This window comes from Kitasatospora sp. NPDC089797 (genome assembly GCF_040684795.1).
Classification (GTDB): Bacteria; Actinomycetota; Actinomycetes; order Streptomycetales; family Streptomycetaceae; genus Kitasatospora.
Map to the genome: position 1 here is coordinate 66,172 of NZ_JBFBGS010000018.1, position 18,275 is coordinate 84,446.

Consider the following 18,275-nt stretch of genomic DNA (forward strand, 5'->3'; position numbering starts at 1 on the left):
GCGCCGCCCGCCGGGGGCTTCGACGGGCACCGACAGCCGCACCGGGGAGGGGACGTGACGCTGACCCGCAAGGGCGCCGCGACCAGGCAGCGCATCGTGGAGGGCGCGGCCGGGCAGATCCGCGCGGAGGGGGTGTTCGCGCTGCGGCTGGAGGACGTGATGGCCCGCACCGCGACCAGCAAGAGCCAGCTGTTCCACTACTTCCCCGGCGGCAAGGACGACCTGCTGCTGGCGGTGGCCCGGCACGAGGCGGACCGGGTGCTGGACGACCAGCAGCCGGAGCTGGGCGCGCTGACCTCCTGGGAGGCCTGGCTGCGCTGGCGCGGGAAGGTGGTCGACCGCTACCGCGCCCAGGGCGTGAACTGCCCGCTGCACACGGCGCTGTCCCAGCTGGGCCCGACCACCGACGCGGCGCGGGCGGTGGCCGCCGGGCTGCTGGAGCAGTGGCAGGGGCAGTTGGCCGCGGGCATCCGCCACCTCCAGGCCGGCGGCGAGGTCACCGCGGCCCTGGACGCCGACCGGGAGGCGGCGGCGCTGCTGGCCGGGGTGCAGGGCGGGGTGCTGATCCTGCTGACCACCGGCTCCACCGCCCACCTGGAGGCCGCCCTGGACTCCGGCCTGGCCCGGCTGCGCGAGGCCCGCCCCGGCCGCTGAACCGCCGCCCGCCGCGCGGGCCTTCCCCGCCCGCCGGTCCGGACCAGCGCCCCCAAACGTGGCCCTTCCCACACCCCGCCGCCCCGGACGTGACCAGGGTCACCCGCGGCGCCCGCACGGGGGAACGGACGGCGGCCGGGCCCGCGAGAACTGGGAAGGGCGCCGATCGGCACGGGCCGAGGTCCTGTCCGCTTCGGGACCTTGGTCACGAATCCGGCCGACCTTCGACCCGGTGGTCACCACGCCGGACCCGGGCAACCGTGGACGGTCGCCCGGTGTGATCGGGCGATGGCGCCGTCCGGCACACGGGCGGCGCCGTTCCCTGCCGTCTACCCGGCGCACGGCCCGTGTGAAGAGCGCGCGGCCGTACGCTCCGGAGGACCCCGAAGCCCATGTCCCAAACGATCGACAACGCCCCGTATACCGCCTTCCACCGGAGGCTGGCCCTGGCCTGTTCCGGTGGCCCGCTGCTCGACGGCTACATCCTGTCCATCGTCGGCGTCGCCCTGATCGGGATGCGCCCCGACCTCGGCCTGTCCACCGCGGAGGTCAGCCTGATCGGCGCCGCCGCCCTGGTGGGCATGTTCGTCGGCGGCGCCCTGTTCGGCGTGCTGACCGACAAGATCGGCCGGGAGGTGATGTACACCGCCGACCTGCTGGTGATGGTGGCCTGCTCGGTGCTCTCGTTCTGGGTCGACTCGGTGTGGGCGATCACCGTGCTGCGCTTCGTGCTCGGCATGGCCGTCGCCGCCGACTACCCGATCGCCACCTCCCTGCTCGCCGAGTGGCTGCCCGCCAAGCACCGCGGGCGGCTGCTCGGTCAGCAGATCGTCGCCTGGTACGCCGGCTCGGTGCTCGCCTACATCGTGGGCTACCTGTTCCTGGAGCTGGCCGGACCGGGCAGCTGGCGGTGGATGCTGGCCAGTTCGACGGTGCTGTGCGTGGTGTTCCTGGTGATCCGCCGCGGCTCCCCGGAGTCGCCGCGCTGGCTGGCCGCCAACGGGCGGGTCGGCGACGCGGTGCGGGTGGTGGAGAAGCACCTCGGGGTGCGCGTCGACGGCCGCGAGCTGATGCCCGACCCGGCCGGACGCGCCCGCAGCGCGGCCGGGCTGCGCCTGCTGATGACCCCGCCCTACCGGCGCCGCACCCTGTTCTGCGGCCTGTTCTTCCTCTGCCAGGTCGGCCCGCTGTTCGCGATGCTCACCTTCGGCCCGCAGATCCTCTCCTCCTTCGGCATGCCCGGCGGCACCGTGATGGAGACCCTGGGCACCGGGCTGATCAGCCTGGTCTTCCTGCTCGGCTGCTACCCGGCGCTGCGCCTGATCGACACCAAGGGCCGACGGCCCGTCATCATCTGGTCCTTCGCCCTGATGACCGTCCCGCTGGCGCTGCTGGGCGTGTGGCCCACCGCCCCGGCCGCGATCGCGCTGACCGCGCTGTGCGCGTACGCCTTCCTGTGCGGCGGGCCGAACGTGCTCGACTGGACCTACCCCAACGAGCTGTTCCCCACCGAGATCCGGGCCACCGCCGTGGGCGTGGCCACCTCGGTCAGCCGGATCGGCGCCGCCATCGGCACCTACCTGCTGCCGCTGTCCCTGACCGGCCTCGGCACCGGCCCCACCATGCTGATCGCCGCCGGTGTGACGGCGCTGGGCCTGCTGGTGTGCGTGCTGTGGGCGGAGGAGACCCGCGGCACCGCGCTCGGCGCCGCCCCGGCCGAACCCCGCGCCGCCCAGGCCCCGGGCGTCCCGACCCAGCGCGTCCCGCAGACGGTGCGCTGACGGCTTCCGGCCACGACACGAGCGGCGCCGCCCGGGATCCTCCCGGGCGGCGCCGTCGTCGTCCACCGGCCGCCCGCCGGCCCCGGACCGGGGTCGGCGGGCGGGGTTGTCAAGTGCGTACCGGAGCCGTCCGATCGGCAGTAGCCTCGGCCCTCTGCGACGACGGCCCGGGTGGGGCGAAGGGGAGGCGGCGGTGGCCGATGGCGAGGCCGGGGGCAGCGGCGGGGCCGGGCGGGACGGCGACCCGCTGCACGAGCGGGAGGCCGAACTCCGCTCGGCGGCACAGGCGGTCGGGGCGCTGACCCGGCCCGCCGGCACCGGGGTCGGGGAACTGCTGCTGTACACCGGCGCGGCCGGGCTGGGCAAGACCGCGATGCTGACCGAGGTGCGGCGCGCGGCCAGGAACGCGGGCTGCACGGTGCTGTTCGCCCGGGGCGGGCAGCGGCAGTGCCACGAACCGTTCCACGTGGTGCGCCAGTTGGTGCGCCCGGTGCTGTCGGCCCTGTCCGACGACGAGCGGGCGCAGGTCTTCGGGCCGTGGGAGGACGTCGTCGGCCCCGCGGCGGGGCTGCTGCCGCCCGGCGGGCAGCTCGACCCGCAAGGGGTGCGCGACGGGCTGGACTTCGTCCTCACCCGCCTCGTGCAGCTGCGTTCGCCGCTGGCCGTGCTGGTCGACGACCTCCACTGGGCCGACCCGGAGTCGCTCGGCTGGCTGGCGGGCTTCGCGGTGCGCGCCCGGGAGTTGCCGGCCCTGCTGGTGCTCGCCTGCCGCGACGAGTTCCCCGACGACGCGCTGGCGCTGCAGCGCGCCCTCGCCGACCGGGCCGACCGCCGGCACGAACTGCGCCCGCTGCGGCCCGACTCGGTCGCGCACCTGGTCCGCGCGGCCCTGGGCGCCCAGGCCGAGGACGCCTTCTGCCGCCACGTCTGGGCGGTCACCGCCGGGAACCCGTACGAGACGGCCACCCTGCTGGGCGAGGTGGCCGACCAGCGGCTGGAGCCGGTGGAGGAGAGCAGCGGGCTGCTGCGCGAGATCGCCGCCACCGCCCGGGGGATGACGCTGCGGCACTGGCTGGACCGGATCGGGCCCACCGCGCTGCGCTTCGCCTGGGCGGCGTCGGTGCTGGACACCGACATCCGCCCCGAACTCGCCGCCGCCATCTGCGCGCAGGGGCCGGAGGCCGCCGCCCAGTCGGTCCGGGAGCTGCGCCGGCACCGGGTGCTGAGCAGTGCCCCGACGGGCCGGCTGGAGTTCGTCCACCCGCTGGTCGCCACCTCGGTCTACCAGTCGATGCCGCCCGCCGCCCGCACCGGGATGCACGGGGTGGCCGCCGTCGAGATCGAGAACGCCGGCCTCGGCCTGCTCGCGGCCTCCCGGCACCTGCTGGAGATCCTGCCCGAGGGGGACGGCCGCATCGTCGCCAAACTGCGCCTGGCGGCCCGGGAGCACCTGGCCATCGGCGCGCCCGAGGCGGCGCAGCGCTGCCTGCGCCGCGCCATCAGCGAACCGCCCGAGGACGAGGACCGGGCGACGGTCCTCTACGAGCTGGGCTGTTCGGCCCTGCTCACCGACCCGGCGACCACGGTCAACCAGCTGCGGCTGGCGCTCGCCGACCCGTACGGGCTGACTCCGGGGCTGCGGGTGGACGCGACGTTCCGGCTCGCCCAGGCGCTGGCCCACAGCAACCGCCTCGGCGAGGCCGCCGCGCTGTGCGCCGAGGAGGCCGGGCGCACCTCGCCCGGTCCGGGGCGGCTGCGGCTGGAGGTCGCCCACTTCATGTTCGCCGCGTTCCAGTCCGAGGACGCGGACGGCCCGGGCCGCTCCCGGCGGCTCGCGCAGTTCCACCGGATGCTGGCCACCGTGGGCCTGGCCTTCAGCGACGTCGGCGCCGATCCGGCGGCACCGGGCGAGACCGTGTTCGAACGTGACGGCCTGGCCCACGCGGTGGCCGTGCTGCGCTGCTGGGACCTCACGCTGCGCGGTGTGGACCGCACGCGGGCGCTCGCGCTGGCCGAGTCCGCGCTGCCGCAGGGCCGGCTGCCCGGCAGCCTCGGCTGGACCAACACCACCTGGGGGTTCGAACTGCCCGGGGTCCTGGGCCTCAGCTACCTGTACGCCGACCGCGTCGACCGGGCGGAGGAGCTGTTCACGGAGGCGGTGCGCGCCTACGAGGTCGCCGGGTGGAGCGGCGGCCACCTCGGCTTCGCCTACCTGCTGACCGGCATGCTGCGGTTCCGCTGCGGTGCGCTGGCCGAGGCGGAGGACTACCTGCGCCGTGCGCTGCGCAGCGCCGCCCGGATAGGGCCGGGCACCCCGCTGCACTGGGACGCGGTCGGGGCGCTGGCCGAGACGCTGGCCGCGCGCGGCCGGGTGGCGGAGGCCCTGGAGCTGGCGGGCGAGCACGGCTTCGCCCCGCCGTTCCCGACGGTGATGGTGCTGCCGGACGCCCCGACGCTGTACGGCCGGCTGCTGCTGGCCCGGGGCGACGCGGCGGGCGCGGCGAAGGTGCTGGCCGCCGCCGGGGCGACCCTGGACGCGCGGGGGTGGCGCAACACGGTGTGGGCGCCGTGGCTGGGGCACCTGGCGCGGGCGGTGGCCCCCGGGCAGCCGGACCGGGCCCGTGAGCTGGCCGAGGAGGGGGTGCTGCGGGCCCGGGAGTCGGGGACGGACTCGGCCGTGGGCAGCGCCCTGCGGCTGTGTGCGGCGGTGCACGAGCCGCCGCGGGCGGTCGGGCTGCTGGCGGAGGCCGTCCGGTGCCTGGAGCGTTCGCCGGCCCGCTACGAGCACGCCCTCGCCCTGGTCGACCTCGGCGCGGCGCTGGGCCGTGCCCCGCGGGCCGACGCCGCGCTCGCCCGGGGGCTGGAGCTGGCCGTGCGCTGCGGTGCCGACGGCCTGGCCGCCCGGGCCCGGGCCCTGCTGGACGGCGGCCTCAGCGGATAGCGCGCGCCGGGGAGCGCCGGAAGCACTGGGGAGCACTGGGGAGCACCGGGATAGCACACCGGCGAAATATACGGCTCTTGCAACTTAATCTGCGCGCAACTATTGTGGAGGTGCATAAAGGTCATCCGCAATCAGCTGCGCGCCGCCCGCCGCCGGACCCTCCCGGCGGCCACCGGCTGCCGCCCACCCCACCGGGGAGTCCGCCATGAGCACCACCCTCTTCACCCCGTACACCCTGCGGGAGCTCACCGTCCCCAACCGGGCCTGGATGCCGCCGATGTGCCAGTACAGCGCCGCGCCGGCCGGGGAGGGCGCCGGGGCGCCCAACGAGTGGCACTACACCCACCTCGCGGCGCGGGCCGCCGGCGGCACCGGACTGATCATCGTGGAGGCCACCGCGGTCAGCCCCGAGGGGCGGATCAGCCCGTACGACCTCGGCCTGTGGAACGACACCCAGCGCGACGCCTTCCGCCGGATCACCGCCTTCCTCAAGGAGCAGGGCGCCGTCCCGGCCATCCAGCTCGGCCACGCCGGGCGCAAGGCCTCCACCGAGCGGCCCTGGGTCGAGCGCGGGCGCGCCCTGGCCCCCGAGGAGGAGCACGGCTGGACCCCGGTCGCCCCCAGCGCCGTCGCCTTCTCCCCCGGCCACACCACCCCGGACGAGCTGACGGTCGATCAGATCGGCGCCATCGTGCGGCAGTTCGCCGACGCCGCCCGGCGCGCGCTGGAGGCCGGCTTCCAGGCCGTCGAACTGCACGGCGCCCACGGCTACCTGATCCACCAGTTCCTCTCCCCCCAGAGCAACCGCCGCACCGACGGCTACGGCGGCTCCTTCGAGGGCCGCACCCGCTTCGCCCTGGAGGTCGTCGACGCGGTGCGCGCGGTGTGGCCCGAGGAACTGCCGCTGTTCTTCCGGGTCTCCGCGACCGACTGGCTCACCGAGAACCCCGAGGACGACCGCGAGGGCTGGACCTCCGAGGACACCGTCCGCCTGGCCAAGGAGCTCCAGGCGCACGGCGTGGACCTGCTGGACGTCTCCACCGGCGGACTGGTGCCCGACGCCCGGATCGAGGCCGCGCCGGGCTTCCAGGTGCCCTTCGCCGAGGCGGTGCGCAACGAGGCCGGCCTGCCGGTGGCGGCCGTCGGCCTGATCACCGACCCGGCCCAGGCCCAGGCCGTCCTCGCCGAAGGCCGGGCCGACGCCGTCCTGATCGGCCGCGAGCTGCTGCGCAACCCCTTCTGGGCCCGCCACGCGGCCGGCGCCCTGGGCGGCGAGGTCCACTCCCCGATCCAGTACCACCGCGCCTGAGCACCCGGCGGGCCGCCCGCCGTGCGCCGTCCGCCACCGTCCGCACCGGGCGGCGGCGGACGGCCGTCGACGGCCCGTCCGGAGGCGCCGCAGGCGATGGGCCGTTGCGGTGAAGGCCCGTTGACGCCCTCCCCACCGCCCTCTACAACGGAGCACAGGCCCCCGCTCCCGGCGGCAGCGCACCGCGCCGGACCCCCGGCAGGGGCACCCCGACCGACTCCGAGGAGCAATCCCATGGCTCCGGACGAACCCCGCTGCCCCGTACTCGACATGACCGCCCGCACCCTGCACCGGCAGAACGCCGAACTCCGCGCCGCCGGACCCGCCGTCCGGGTCGAACTGCCCGACGGCATCATCGCCTGGTCCGTCACCCGCAGTTCGGTGATCCGCGCCCTGGCCGGCGATCCGCGCATCTCCCGCGACCCGCGCAGACACTGGCCCGCCCTGGCCGAGGTGCCGCAGGGCTGGCCGATGGGCCCGATCGCCTTCCAGCAGAACTTCTTCAACCGCTACGGCGACGAACACCGCTCGGCCCGGCGCCTGATGGCCCCCTCCTTCTCGCCCCGCCGGGTCTCCGCGCTGCGCCCCGGGATCGAGGCGACCGCCGCCGCCCTCGTCGACGCCTTCCGCACCCTCGACCCCGGCGAGGCCGTCGACGTCCGCCGGGCGCTGTCCCTGCCGCTGGCCATGACGGTGATCTGCGACCTGTTCGGCGTCCCCGCCGCCCTGCGGCCCCGGATCGGCACCGCGATGGACGCCCTGCTGATCACCACGGCGGCGAACGAGGAGATGCTGGCCGCCCGGGCGGACATGGACGTGCTGCTGGCCGAACTGCTGGAGCTCAAACGGCGCGAGCCCGCGCCCGACCTCGCCGGCGACGTCGCCGCCCTCCCCACCGGCGAGGACGGCGGCCGCACCGAGGAGGAGTCCCGCGACACCCTCTTCCTGATGCTCGGCGCCGGCTACGAGACCGCCGTCAACCTCATCACCAGCGCCGTCCAGGCCCTACTCACCCACCCCGGCCACCTGGCCGCCGTCCGGGCCGGCACCCTCGGCTGGGCGGACGTCGTCGAGGAGACCCTGCGCCACGAGGGCCCGGTCATGCACGTCCCGCTGCGCTACCCGCTGGAGGACGTCGACCTCGGCGAGGGCGTGGTCATCCGGCAGGGCGAACCGATCCTGCTCGGCTTCGGCGCGGCCGGCCGCGACCCCGACGCCCACCCCGACCGGCCCGACGACTTCGACCCGGCCCGCCCCGACAAGGACCACCTCGCCTTCGGCTACGGCCCGCACTTCTGCCTCGGCGCGCCGCTGGCCCGCCTGGAGGCCGAAGTCGCCCTGGCCGGCCTCTTCGACACCTACCCCGACACCGTCCTGGACCCCTACGGCCCGCCGCCGGCCCGGCTGGAGTCCGTGATCATCAACGGCCCCGCCGAACTGTGGATCGTCCCGACCCCGGCCCCGGCGTGACACCCGCCCCGCACGCACACCGGCCCCTCACCCCCGCGCAGGGGTGAGGGGCCCGGGGGCGGGACGGGTCAGGCCAGCAGGTCGGACTGGAGGGTGACGACCTGACGGAAGGCCGCGGCCGGCACGCCGCGGGGGTTGGTCATGGTGACGACGGCCATCACGTCGGAGGCCGACACGTAGGCCACCCGCGTGGTCGGCACGTCCTTGGCGCCGGTCTCCCGGGAGTCCTTGCGGGTCAGCTCGATGCCCTCGGGGATGCCCCAGTCGCCGTACTGCACGGTCTTCGCGTCCGGCGCGACCTTGAGCTGCGCCTCCGAGCGCAGCCGGGAGAAGGTGCTCCAGGCCTCGGCCGAGGAGCCGAAGCGCAGCAGCCGGATCCGGGTGCGGGTGCCGTCGGAGGCGGTCCACTCCCGGACGGTGGCGCCGCGGCAGACGTACTGCAGCAGCAGTTCGCGCAGCCGGGCCGGGTTCTGCAGGTCCCCCGTCATCGCGTCGCAGGGCACCCAGTCGGCCGGGGCCGCGCCGGCGGGGGCGGAGGCCGAGGCGGCCGGGCCCGCCGAGGGGGTGCCGGACGCGGTCGCGGAGGGCGCGGCGGAGGCCGAGGAGGACGCCGAGGGGGTGGCCGAGGAGGTGGCCGAGCCGGTCGGGGCCGGGAAGGACGGCGGGTTGACCGAGCCGCCGGCCTCCTTGGGGGCGGGCAGCAGCAGTTGGCGCAGGTCCGCCTGGTGGGAGCCCTTGCCCTGGTCCGCGCCGTGGCCCGAACCCTTGTCCTTCAGGTCCGGCGCGGCCTTGCCCGAGGGCAGCGGAGGCAGCGTCAGGGGCGGGAAGGTGTAGCGGCCGTCGCTCGCGGTGGCCAGGCCGGGGAGGTCGGTGCGCTCGGGGGCGGTGACGGCCAGCGCGGTGCCGGTGCCGGCCAGGGCGAACACCAGGGCGGCGCAGCTCCAGCGCACCGCGGCCCGGCGGCGCCGGGTGCGGCGGGCGGCCCGCTCCTCCTCGCTCTCCGCGCTCTCCTCCGGAGCGGCGGGCCAGCCCTGCGGACCGTCGGCGGCGTGGGCGGCGTCGGCGTGGGCGGCGTCGGCGGCCCACGGGTTGTCGGGGGCCCACGGGTTCTCGGGGGCCGGGGGCTGGTCCCCCGGCCGGGGTGCGGCGGTGTGGTCGGTCATACGGACGCTCCGGGGCGGGCGAGGCGGTCGAGCTGCAGGGTGAGGAGGGCGACGATGGTGTCCTTGGGCAGCGGTGCCACGCCCTCGACGCTCATGACCACCAGGAGGTCGCCCTCGGCGGCCGAGCACTCCAGGTAGTCGATCGGCGCGGACGGCGGCGCGGGCATCAGGTAGCAGTGCGCCTCGGGGTGGTTGGGGACCTGCGGTCCGGTGCGGAAGATGCCGGTGTCGCCGGTGAACACCGCCGTGTACTCGTTGATCCGCTGCACCTCCTGCTGGTTGAACTGGCGCAGCCGCAGTCCGACCACCAGGTCGTTGCCGCTGTTGCGGTAGCTGCGCACGCCGGTGCCCTTGACGTGCAGGCCCTCCCAGTAGGAGCGGAGCTTGTCGCGCTTGTCCTTGGGGATCTGCTGGAGTTCGGCGTCCAGTTCGTCGGAGATCTCCCCGGTGCCGAGCTCGCTGTCGTTGCCGTAGCCGCCCTGGTCGGGGCCCAGTTCGTAGCCGGCCGGGACGGGCAGCAGCAGGTCGCGCAGCGAGCCGAAGTGGCTGCCGTTGGACTTGGCGCCGAACGGGGTGGGGGTGGCCGTCGGGGCGGGGGCGCCGGTGGGGCCGGCGGCGGCCGCCGGGGCGGGGTCGTCGTACTGGGTCCTGATGATGCCCACACCGATGACGACGCCCACCAGCGCGGCGGCGACCGTCGCGGCGCCCGCGCGCAGCAGGCGGCGGGAGGCGGGGCGCGGCGCGGCGGTGCCGGGCGCGGTCCCGGTGCCGGGCGCGCTCTCGGCCCCGGCCCCGGCCCCGGCCCCGCTCTCGGGCGCGTGCTCGGGCGCGTGCTCGGCGCCGTGCTCGGTCCCGGCGGTGAACTGCGGTGCGGGACCGGCGGGTTCGGGCGTCGCGGTCACGGATTCGTCGCTCATACCAGCCGCTCCCACTGCTGCTTGGCGAGGGCCTTGAGGTCCCCGGAGTCCACCGGCTTGGGGCTGAAGACCTCCACGGTCATCAGCACCGTGCCGCGCTGGGCGGCGGCGCGCCCGTAGTAGTACGGCTCCTTGGTGTCGGACCATTGGTCGGGCTCGCTCTCCACCCGGACGCCGCCGTTGGCGTCCTCGGCGAAGGAGTCACCGTGGAAGGCCTCCGCCTTGTCGAGGTGCTCGGGCGTGTACTGGGTGAGCGTCACCCGGTAGCGGATGTCGTCCTTCTTCCAGTCGACCTCGGCGGCGCGCCGGAAGCCGGTCGAGGCCAGGTTCTTGAAGACGTGGGCCGAGTCGCTCTTGCGCTCGGCGAGTTCGCCGATCGACGTCCAGCTCGGGTGGTCCGGGTAGTCGGCCCAGGCGGCGCTGCCCGAGGGGGCGCTGATCAGCAGCTTGGTCAGGTCGCCCTCGACGGCCGGCGGCGCGGGCTGGCCGGCGGCGAAGGCGGCCGGGTCGACCGCCTCGGCCGGGTAGGACGGCAGGGCCACCTGGAGCGGCGGCAGCGGCGTGGGCGGGCGCTGGGCCTGGATCCCGTAGCCGACGGCGGTGCCGGCCAGGGCGCCCGCGACCAGGGCGCAGACGGACAGCAGCACCGGGCGGGGGCGGCGCGGGGCGCGCGGGGCGGCCTCGGGGCCGGCCGAGAGGACGTCGGCGTAGGGGTTCTGGTACGCCGTCGGTTCGGCGGGCTCGGCCGCGGCGAACGGGACGGGGGGTACCGGGGGCACCGGGGGGACCGGGGGCGCGGGCGGTGGTGGCGGGACGGGCGGGACCGGGGGCAGCGGCGGTTCGGCGGCCGCGGTCGGTTCGGCGGCCGCTGCCGGCGGCTGCTCGGGTTCGGTGGTCACGGAAGTGGCTCCAGAGGAGGAAGGGAGGACGACGTCGTGGGGCGGGCGCGGGCGCGGGCTCAGCCGCCGGAGGCGAGCCACTCGCGCTGGCGCTTCATCAGGTCGTTCAGCAGGGCCTTGTCCGGCGTGCCCTTGACCTCGACCTCGACGGTGTACTGGACGTCGCCCTGGCTGGAGATGCCGGTCATCGAGCCGGTGTAGGCCTCGTGCTTGGGCTTCTGGCGGAAGCCGTGGGCGCTGGGGTCGCCGTCGATGTCGATCGACTCCTGCGAGGCGATCGTGTAGCCCTGGAGGAACCTGCTCGCCAGGTCGGTGGAGCCGAAGTGCAGCAGGGTGACGGTGACGATGGCCTTGCCGTCGGCGGTGCGGTAGGTGCGGCCGGCGCCGTCCCGGTAGCCGAGCCGGTTGAGGATGGTGTCGATGTCGTCCGACTTGCCGAACATGTCGGCGACGTCGTCGCGGGTCATCGGCATCCCGTCCGCGGGGCCGTAGGACTCGCCGCCGGCCGGGATCGGGAGCAGGAAGTAGCGCAGGTCGCCGTCGTGCCTGCCGCCGCTGACCGTGCCCTTGACGGTGCTGGCCGGGGCGGGCTCGGTCGGGACGGCGGTCGGCACCGGGACGGGTGCGGCGGAGGGCGTGGCGCTCGCGCCGGTCGAGGCGGTGGCGCCGGCGGTGGCGCGCGGGGCGGGCGCGGCGGCCGGGCGGCCGTCCGGCTTGCCGACCGCGACGGTCACCGCGGCGCTGGCCGCGGTGACGGCGAGCAGTCCGGCGGTGGCCAGCGCGACGCCGACGGCGCGCGGCAGGCGGCGCGGGGCCGGGTCGGCCGCGGGCTCGGGCGCAGCGGGGGGCGCGGGTGTGGCAACCAGCTCGGGTGCGGCAACCGGCTCCGGCGGCGGTTCGGTGAACGCGGCGCTCTCGTTCTCGGGCGCGGACAAAGGACTCCCCCCATGGGAATGATCGGAATTTCGCACGCGAGCCACCGTCGGAATCCGCTCCCCCTGCGGCCTTCCCGGACCGTCCATCACGTGTCTCAGCAGGCATTTTGACATCCTCCCCGCGCTATTGCACAGGGATTCCGGTCACGTTTGCGGCACGGGGCTTGCGCCCTGGCCGGCTGGCGTTCCGATGGGTTCCTGTTTCAACGGGCTGTGCCTGGCGTGGGATTGCCACACCGGGTCTTACCGGCCCTCCGCAGGCGTTTAGCCTGTCCGCCCGTCCGGCGGCCAGGATGTTCCGAGCGGCGTTGAGGTCACGGTCATGGAGTACACCGCAGGCGCTACAGGCCCACTCGCGGATCGCAAGTGGTTTGGGTCCGTCGCGATGCCCGCACTCCGAGCAGAGCTGGGAGGACGGGAACGCGCGAGGCACGATGCCGACGGTGCGCCCGTACCGGGCCGCCTTGTACTCAATCAGGCGCCGGAAGGTGGCCCAGCCGGCGTCGTGGACGGACTTGGCCAAACGGCCACGGCCAAGACCGCGCACGTTCAGATCCTCCAGGTAGACGGCTTGGTTTTCGCCGATCAACCTGGTGGTCTGCTTGTGCATCCAGTCCATGCGACTGTCGGCCACCCTCGCGTGCGCCCTGGCGACCTTCCGCCGGGCCTTCGCCCGGTTCTTCGACCCCATTGCCTTCCGGGACAGTTCCCGCTGTGCGGCCTTCAGCCGGCGCTCCGCCTTCCGCAGGAAGCGCGGGTTGTCGATCACCGTGCCGTCCGACATGACGGCGTAGGTGGTCAGACCGAGGTCGATGCCAATCTCGGTGTCCAGCTCGGGCAAGTACCCGGGTTCGACGTCCACGACGAAACTGGCGCGGTACCGGCCGGACGGGTCCAGCACGATCGTCACCGACGACGGATCGGCGGGCAGTGGCCTGGACCACCGCACCCGCACGTCGCCGATCCTGGCCAGGTTCAGCTTTCCATTGCCCCGCAACCGGAACCCGTTGCGGGAGAACCGCAACGACTGCCGACTGTCCTTCCTCGACTTGAACACCGGCAGCCCGACCGGGTGACCAGCCCGCTTGCCGGATTTCGAGTCGAAGTAGTTCCGATACGCGGTATCCAGATCGCGGAGGGAGGACTGCAACGCGTCCACCGACACCGACCCCAGCCACGACCGGGCATCCGTCTTCTTTGCATCGGTGATCACCGACTTGGCCAGGGCACCGGTCGGGATCTTCGACCTGTCCGCCTTCCACGCGGCCTTCCGCAGGGCAAGCGCATCGTTGTACACCACCCGCGCGCACCCGAACGTACGGGCCAGCGCTTGCTGCTGACTCTTCGTTGGATAGATGCGACAGGAGTATCTGAGATGCACGGAATCAACCTACCGGCGGGCACTGACAATCAGATGTGGCCCACCTGCACAGCGGCCCGCCCTGACGGCGAAACGTGACCACTTGCCCTGCCCTGCGGGCAGTCCGCTTTTCCCCCGGCTAAAGCCAGGAGTATCCACGGAGGTCTCACCAACGAAACAATCACCGCACTCCCGCCAATACCCGATGATTCGGACACTCCGTGACCCAACCGCAACAGTTAGCGGCGCGGGGTCGTGCGGCGGGGTGTTCCGGCCCCGGCTTGAGTTGGAGTGCACTCCAAGTCCTACGGTTCCTTCCGTGGTCAGGGCCGGTCGGTCGGGCCTCGGCACGAGAACAGTACGAGGAGAGGACCGGGACATGAGTATTTCGGAGCAGGGGGCCGCGCTGCGGCAGGAGCGGTTCGAGCGGGGCATGGAGACCCTCACCCGGGTCGACGGCGAGGGCGGGCAGCGGGTGGTGGACGCGCTGGCCGACATCCACCCCGAGCTGGCCCACCAGGTCGTCGCCTGGGGCTTCGGCGACATCTACAGCCGCCCCGAACTCGCCCCGCGGGACCGCCAGTTGGTGACCCTGGGGATGCTCACCGCGCTCGGCGGCTGCGAGCCGCAGCTGGAGGTCCACCTCAACGCCGCCCTCAACGTCGGCCTCTCCCCCACCGAGATCACCGAGGCCCTGCTGCACGCGGCCGTGTACTGCGGCTTCCCCAAGGCGCTGAACGCGACCTTCGTCGCCAGGAAGGTCTTCGGCGAGCGCGGCCTGCTCCCGGTCACGACGGCCTGACCCGCCCCGCCGCGACCGGTGCCCGACCCGGCGTCAGTGCTGGGACTCGTAGGCGAAGATGGTCTTGCCGACGGCGTCGTGCAGCGGGCTCAGCAGGCGGACGAGCTGCTGGCGGTCGGTGGAGCGGCCGTCGGACCACTGGCCGAGGGCGACCAGCATCGCGCGGCCGCCGCTGCCGAACTCCTGGACCATGCCGCTGTCCGGCGGGAGGGTCACCAGCCCGGAGGCGGGCGGCGGGGCCTGCGCACCCACCTCGAAGTCCTCGAAGTCCCCGGACAGCCGGGTGGCCAGGTCGATCGCGTCCAGCGGGTCCTTCATGGTGAACACGGCCAGGTTGTACTGGTTGTTCCGGGCGTCCTTGTAGAGGGCGACCTGCTCGCCCACGCAGCCCTTGCCCGCCTTGATCATGGCGATCAGCGCGGGGGCGACCGAGTCCGCCTCGGTGCACGAGGGCAGGACGACGGAGGCGACCCTGGTGTAGACGGCGCCCTCGGGCGACGTCACCTCCGCGGGGAAAACCCGGTCCAGCGGGATCGGTGCCAGGCCCGCCGCCGGGGCGCCGGCGGCGGCAGCACCCGTGGCGGGGCCGGCCGCCGGGTCGGGGCCGGTGCGGGCGGCGGCCGGGGCCACGGCGGTGGCGGTCGGCGCGGCCGCCGGGGCGGCGGCCGGGTCCGGGGCGGGCTGCAGGAGCTTGGCACCGGCCAGGGTCACGGCGGCGGCGCCCAGGGCCAGCGCGGTGTTGCGCGGCCAGACCCGCTTGACCGGCGGCTCGGCGGCCCGCAGCTGCGCCTCCCGCTCCGCGGCCACGGTCTTCACGAGCTCGTCCCACTGGTCGTCATCGGACTTGTCCCGGCCCCGGCCCGGATCGTCGTTTCGCATACCGACACACGGTAGTGACCAGGGCTGACACATCCGGTCGCCGGACCATCACATCTTGATCAACTTGTCGGCGTCCGGGGCCGCCCACCGGGGCCGGGCCGGTGCGAGGATGCGGCCATGACGTTTTCCGCTGCACGTGACGCGTTGGAGGGCCTGGCACTCGGGGACGCTTTCGGGGAGCGGTGGTTCCCGCTCTTCCGCAAGCCCAAGCTGGCGTTCACCCAGATCCGGGCCCGGCAGGTGCCGCTGGAGTCGCCGTGGCACTGGACCGACGACACCGCGATGGCGCTGTCGGTGTACGGGATCCTCACCGCCTACGAGGCGGTGCACCAGGAGCGGCTGGCGCAGGCCTTCGGGGCGACGTACCTGGCCGACGCGTACCGCGGCTACGGCAACGGCATGAGCCTGCTGCTGCCCGAACTGGCCGAGCGGCCGTCGAGTTGGCGCGAGGAGTCGCGCAAGCTGTTCGGCGGCCAGGGGAGCCTGGGCAACGGCGCGGCGATGCGGGTGGCGCCGCTGGGGGCCTGGTTCCACGCGGACCTGGACGAGGCGGCGGAGCAGGCCGCGCTGTCGGCGGAGGTGACCCACGCCCACCCGGAGGGGGTGGCCGGGGCGGTGGCGGTGGCCCTGGCGGCCGCGCTCGCCGCACGCGGGCGCACGGGCGCCGGGGCGCGGCCGGGGCGGGCGGAGGCGCCGGCCGGGGCCGCGCTGCTGGCCGCGGTGGCCGGGCGCACGCCGGCGGGGCCGGTGCGCGAGGGGCTGGAGCGGGCCGCCGAACTGCCCGCGGACACCGAGCCCTGGCGGGCCGCGGACCTGCTGGGCAACGGGCAGAAGGTGCGGGCGGGCGACACCGTGCCGTTCGCCCTGTGGTCGGCCGCGCACCACCTGGACAGCCTCACCGACGCGCTGTGGACCACCGCGGAGGGCCTGGGCGACGTGGACACCACCTGCGCCGTCACCGGCGGCGTGGTCGCGGCCCGCACCGGGGTGGGCGGCCCGGCCGCGCCGTGGCTCGCCAGGCGCGAGCCGCTGCCGGACTGGGTGGCCCGGGCCGAGGACGAGTCCCCGGCCCGGCACGGGAGTTGAGCCGGGGCGACCGGCCGGCGCCGGGCGCCGGCCCCCGGGGAACGGGCGGTGCCGGGCGCGCGGCCGCCGCTACGGCTGGGGTGACCGCGGCCGCTACGGCTGGGGTGACGGGGGCGGCGGCGCGGGCAGGGTGAGGGTGGCGTGCAGGCCGCCGTCCGGGGCGGGGGCCAGGCGCAGGTCGCCGTGGTGGGCCTCGGCGATGGCGGCGACGATGGCCAGGCCCAGTCCGTGGCCGCGGCGGGCGGGGTCGCGCTGGGCGGTGCGGCCGCGCCCGCGCAGGAACGGTTCGGTGAAGGTGGCGACGGCCTCGGGGGTGAGCTGTGCACCGGTGTTGGTGACGGTCAGCCGGGCGGCGCCGGTGGCGGGGTCGGTGCCGGTGGTGACGGTGGCCCGGCCGCCGGCGGGCAGGTTGTGGCGCAGCGCGTTGTGCAGCAGGTTGACGGCGGCCTGGCGCAGCAGGACGGGGTTGCCGGTGGTGGGGGCGGGGTGCAGGTCGGCGGTGAGGGTGATGCCGTGGGTGCGGGCCTCGTCGTGGACGGCGCCCAGGGCCTGGGCGGTGGTGTCGGCGAGGTCGGTGGGGCGGGTCTCGGGCGGGGTGTGGCCGAGGTCGGCGAGTTGGAGGAGGGCTTCGCTGATCTCGATGCCGCGCTGGTTGGTGTCCTGGAGGCGGGTGACGAGGGTGGCCCAGTCCTGGCCGGCCGGGTCGGCGGCGGCGACCTGGAGCATGGTGCGGGTGATGGTGAGGGGGGTGCGCAGTTCGTGGGAGGCGTTGGCGGCGAAGCGCTGCTGGGCCTCGAAGGAGCGTTGGAGGCGTTCCAGCATCTCGTCGAAGGCGTCGGAGAGGTCGGTGAACTCGTCGCGGGGGCCGGTGAGGGCGATGCGGTGTTCGAGTGCGCCGCCGGCGGCGCGGTGGGCGGCGCGGGTGATGTCCTGGAGGGGGCGCAGGACGCGTCCGGCGATCAGCCAGCCGCCGGCCATGCCGACGGCGGTGAGCAGGGCGAGGGCGTAGCCGCTGGCGTTGAGCAGGGAGTCGAGGATCTCCTGCCGGGAGGGGGCGTCGGAGCGGTAGCGGGGGTTGGCGGAGGTGAGCGGGTAGTTGGGGACGTACTTCATGCCGACGTAGACGACGGCGAGGGAGAGGGCACCGGCGGTGACGGCGAAGAGGGTGTAGCTGAGGGTCAGGCGCAGGCGGGCGGTGAGGCGGCGCGGGCGCGGGATGCGGCTCATTCGGGGGTCCCGTCGCCCGGGGTCCCGTCGCCCAGGCGGTAGCCGACGCCGGGCACGGTGTGGATCAGCCAGGGGTCGCCGAGGCGTTTGCGCAGGCCGGAGATGGTGATGCGGACGGCGTTGGTGAAGGGGTCGGCGTTCTCGTCCCAGGCGCGTTCGAGGAGTTGTTCGGCGCTGATGACGCCGCCGCGGGCGGTCATCAGGACTTCGAGGACGGCGAACTGCTTGCGGGAGAGGGCGACGTAGCGGCCGTCGCGGTAGACCTCGCGGCGGAAGGGGTCCAGGCGCAGTCCGGCGTGTTCCAGGACGGGCGGGGTGCTGTGGGCGGGGCGGCGGGCCAGGGAGCGCAGGCGGACGACGAGTTCGGGCAGGTCGAAGGGTTTGGTGAGGTAGTCGTCGACGCCGAGTTCGAAGCCGGCGACCTTGTCGCCCAGGCGGGCGGCGGCGGTGAGCATCAGGACGCGGCAGCCGAGGCGGCGCTCGACGATGGTGCGGCAGACGTCGTCGCCGTGGGTGCCGGGGATGTCGCGGTCCAGGACGACGACGTCGTAGTCGTGGACGGCGAGGCGTTCCAGGGCGTCGTCACCGTCGGTGACGACGTCGCAGGCGATCGCCTCCAGGCGCAGGCCGGCCTGGACCGCCTCGGCGAGGTAGATCTCGTCCTCCACCACCAGGACCCGCACGCGCTGTTCTCCCTGCTCGTTTCCGTGTGTGCCGTCGCCGGACGCTGCCGGCTGTCTCCATTGGACCCGATGGGGCCTATCGAAAACGTATCGGCCTGCGCAGACGTCCTCGCAACACCGGGTTTCCTCCAATGGTCCGGCAAGGCAGATCGGACGCCGGGAGGCAGTG

At 74.9% G+C, this 18,275-nt stretch carries 15 protein-coding genes; 7 read left to right on the top strand and 8 right to left on the bottom strand.

Annotation, left to right across the window (positions count from 1 at the left end):
- Positions 1 to 54: 54 nt before the first annotated feature.
- The 5 genes from AB0O91_RS16475 to AB0O91_RS16495 all read left to right on the top strand — a co-directional run bounded on the left by AB0O91_RS16475 (position 55) and on the right by AB0O91_RS16495 (position 8,155).
- Complete coding sequence (locus AB0O91_RS16475) at positions 55 to 654, top strand: TetR family transcriptional regulator (RefSeq protein WP_363432956.1); 600 nt, start codon at positions 55 to 57, stop codon at positions 652 to 654.
- A 392-nt stretch (positions 655 to 1,046) separates the two neighbouring features.
- Positions 1,047 to 2,435 (top strand): MFS transporter, encoded by a 1,389-nt coding sequence (locus tag AB0O91_RS16480; protein WP_363432958.1) that lies wholly within the window; start codon positions 1,047 to 1,049, stop codon positions 2,433 to 2,435.
- A 193-nt stretch (positions 2,436 to 2,628) separates the two neighbouring features.
- Complete coding sequence (locus AB0O91_RS16485) at positions 2,629 to 5,376, top strand: AAA family ATPase (RefSeq protein ID WP_363432960.1); 2,748 nt, start codon at positions 2,629 to 2,631, stop codon at positions 5,374 to 5,376.
- Positions 5,377 to 5,581: 205 nt separating this feature from the next.
- Positions 5,582 to 6,685, top strand: coding sequence for an NADH:flavin oxidoreductase/NADH oxidase (locus AB0O91_RS16490; protein ID WP_363432963.1), 1,104 nt, complete (start codon positions 5,582 to 5,584; stop codon positions 6,683 to 6,685).
- Between the two features lie 234 nt (positions 6,686 to 6,919).
- Positions 6,920 to 8,155, top strand: coding sequence for a cytochrome P450 (locus tag AB0O91_RS16495; protein WP_363432966.1), 1,236 nt, complete (start codon positions 6,920 to 6,922; stop codon positions 8,153 to 8,155).
- A 68-nt stretch (positions 8,156 to 8,223) separates the two neighbouring features.
- Here the strand turns inward: AB0O91_RS16495 and AB0O91_RS16500 are convergent, their stop codons facing one another.
- The 5 genes from AB0O91_RS16500 to AB0O91_RS16520 form a co-directional block, all read right to left on the bottom strand.
- Complete coding sequence (locus AB0O91_RS16500) at positions 8,224 to 9,318, bottom strand: hypothetical protein (protein WP_363432968.1); 1,095 nt, start codon at positions 9,316 to 9,318, stop codon at positions 8,224 to 8,226.
- Entirely contained in the window at positions 9,315 to 10,235 is a 921-nt protein-coding gene (locus AB0O91_RS16505; protein ID WP_363432970.1) for a hypothetical protein, read from the bottom strand. Before AB0O91_RS16505 ends, AB0O91_RS16500 begins: the two co-directional genes overlap by 4 nt.
- Positions 10,232 to 11,134 carry a hypothetical protein gene (locus tag AB0O91_RS16510; RefSeq protein WP_363432972.1) on the bottom strand — a complete coding sequence of 301 codons (903 nt, stop codon included), beginning with the start codon at positions 11,132 to 11,134 and terminating at the stop codon, positions 10,232 to 10,234. The genes AB0O91_RS16505 and AB0O91_RS16510 overlap by 4 nt, the downstream gene beginning before the upstream one ends.
- A gap of 59 nt (positions 11,135 to 11,193) precedes the next feature.
- Positions 11,194 to 12,069: a hypothetical protein gene (locus AB0O91_RS16515; RefSeq protein WP_363432975.1), complete on the bottom strand. Its 876-nt coding sequence runs from the start codon at positions 12,067 to 12,069 to the stop codon at positions 11,194 to 11,196.
- A gap of 124 nt (positions 12,070 to 12,193) precedes the next feature.
- Positions 12,194 to 13,450 carry an RNA-guided endonuclease TnpB family protein gene (locus tag AB0O91_RS16520; RefSeq protein WP_363432977.1) on the bottom strand — a complete coding sequence of 419 codons (1,257 nt, stop codon included), beginning with the start codon at positions 13,448 to 13,450 and terminating at the stop codon, positions 12,194 to 12,196.
- A 358-nt stretch (positions 13,451 to 13,808) separates the two neighbouring features.
- Here AB0O91_RS16520 and AB0O91_RS16525 point away from each other — a divergent pair, with 358 nt between their 5' ends.
- Entirely contained in the window at positions 13,809 to 14,231 is a 423-nt protein-coding gene (locus AB0O91_RS16525) for a carboxymuconolactone decarboxylase family protein (protein WP_363432979.1), read from the top strand.
- A gap of 33 nt (positions 14,232 to 14,264) precedes the next feature.
- On the opposite strand, the gene AB0O91_RS16530 is transcribed toward AB0O91_RS16525, so the two are convergent.
- Entirely contained in the window at positions 14,265 to 15,110 is an 846-nt protein-coding gene (locus AB0O91_RS16530) for a hypothetical protein (RefSeq protein WP_363432982.1), read from the bottom strand.
- A 117-nt stretch (positions 15,111 to 15,227) separates the two neighbouring features.
- Between AB0O91_RS16530 and AB0O91_RS16535 the strand changes: the two genes are divergently transcribed.
- The gene (locus tag AB0O91_RS16535; RefSeq protein ID WP_363432984.1) at positions 15,228 to 16,196 is read left to right on the top strand and encodes an ADP-ribosylglycohydrolase family protein; all 969 of its coding nucleotides are present in this window, start codon (positions 15,228 to 15,230) and stop codon (positions 16,194 to 16,196) included.
- A gap of 93 nt (positions 16,197 to 16,289) precedes the next feature.
- On the opposite strand, the gene AB0O91_RS16540 is transcribed toward AB0O91_RS16535, so the two are convergent.
- Complete coding sequence (locus AB0O91_RS16540) at positions 16,290 to 17,423, bottom strand: HAMP domain-containing sensor histidine kinase (RefSeq protein WP_363432987.1); 1,134 nt, start codon at positions 17,421 to 17,423, stop codon at positions 16,290 to 16,292.
- Positions 17,420 to 18,106 carry a response regulator transcription factor gene (locus AB0O91_RS16545; protein WP_363432990.1) on the bottom strand — a complete coding sequence of 229 codons (687 nt, stop codon included), beginning with the start codon at positions 18,104 to 18,106 and terminating at the stop codon, positions 17,420 to 17,422. The genes AB0O91_RS16540 and AB0O91_RS16545 overlap by 4 nt, the downstream gene beginning before the upstream one ends.
- Positions 18,107 to 18,275 lie beyond the last annotated feature (169 nt).

Excerpts from the sequence above, each read along its gene's own strand:
- AB0O91_RS16530 (WP_363432982.1), bottom strand. The coding sequence starts at position 15,110 with ATGCGAAACGACGATCCGGGCCGGGGCCGGGACAAGTCCGATGACGAC.
- AB0O91_RS16540 (WP_363432987.1), bottom strand. The coding sequence starts at position 17,423 with ATGAGCCGCATCCCGCGCCCGCGCCGCCTCACCGCCCGCCTGCGCCTG.
- AB0O91_RS16535 (WP_363432984.1), top strand. The coding sequence starts at position 15,228 with ATGACGTTTTCCGCTGCACGTGACGCGTTGGAGGGCCTGGCACTCGGG.
- AB0O91_RS16500 (WP_363432968.1), bottom strand. The coding sequence starts at position 9,318 with ATGACCGACCACACCGCCGCACCCCGGCCGGGGGACCAGCCCCCGGCC.
- AB0O91_RS16505 (WP_363432970.1), bottom strand. The coding sequence starts at position 10,235 with ATGAGCGACGAATCCGTGACCGCGACGCCCGAACCCGCCGGTCCCGCA.
- AB0O91_RS16490 (WP_363432963.1), top strand. The coding sequence starts at position 5,582 with ATGAGCACCACCCTCTTCACCCCGTACACCCTGCGGGAGCTCACCGTC.
- AB0O91_RS16525 (WP_363432979.1), top strand. The coding sequence starts at position 13,809 with ATGAGTATTTCGGAGCAGGGGGCCGCGCTGCGGCAGGAGCGGTTCGAG.
- AB0O91_RS16480 (WP_363432958.1), top strand. The coding sequence starts at position 1,047 with ATGTCCCAAACGATCGACAACGCCCCGTATACCGCCTTCCACCGGAGG.
- AB0O91_RS16495 (WP_363432966.1), top strand. The coding sequence starts at position 6,920 with ATGGCTCCGGACGAACCCCGCTGCCCCGTACTCGACATGACCGCCCGC.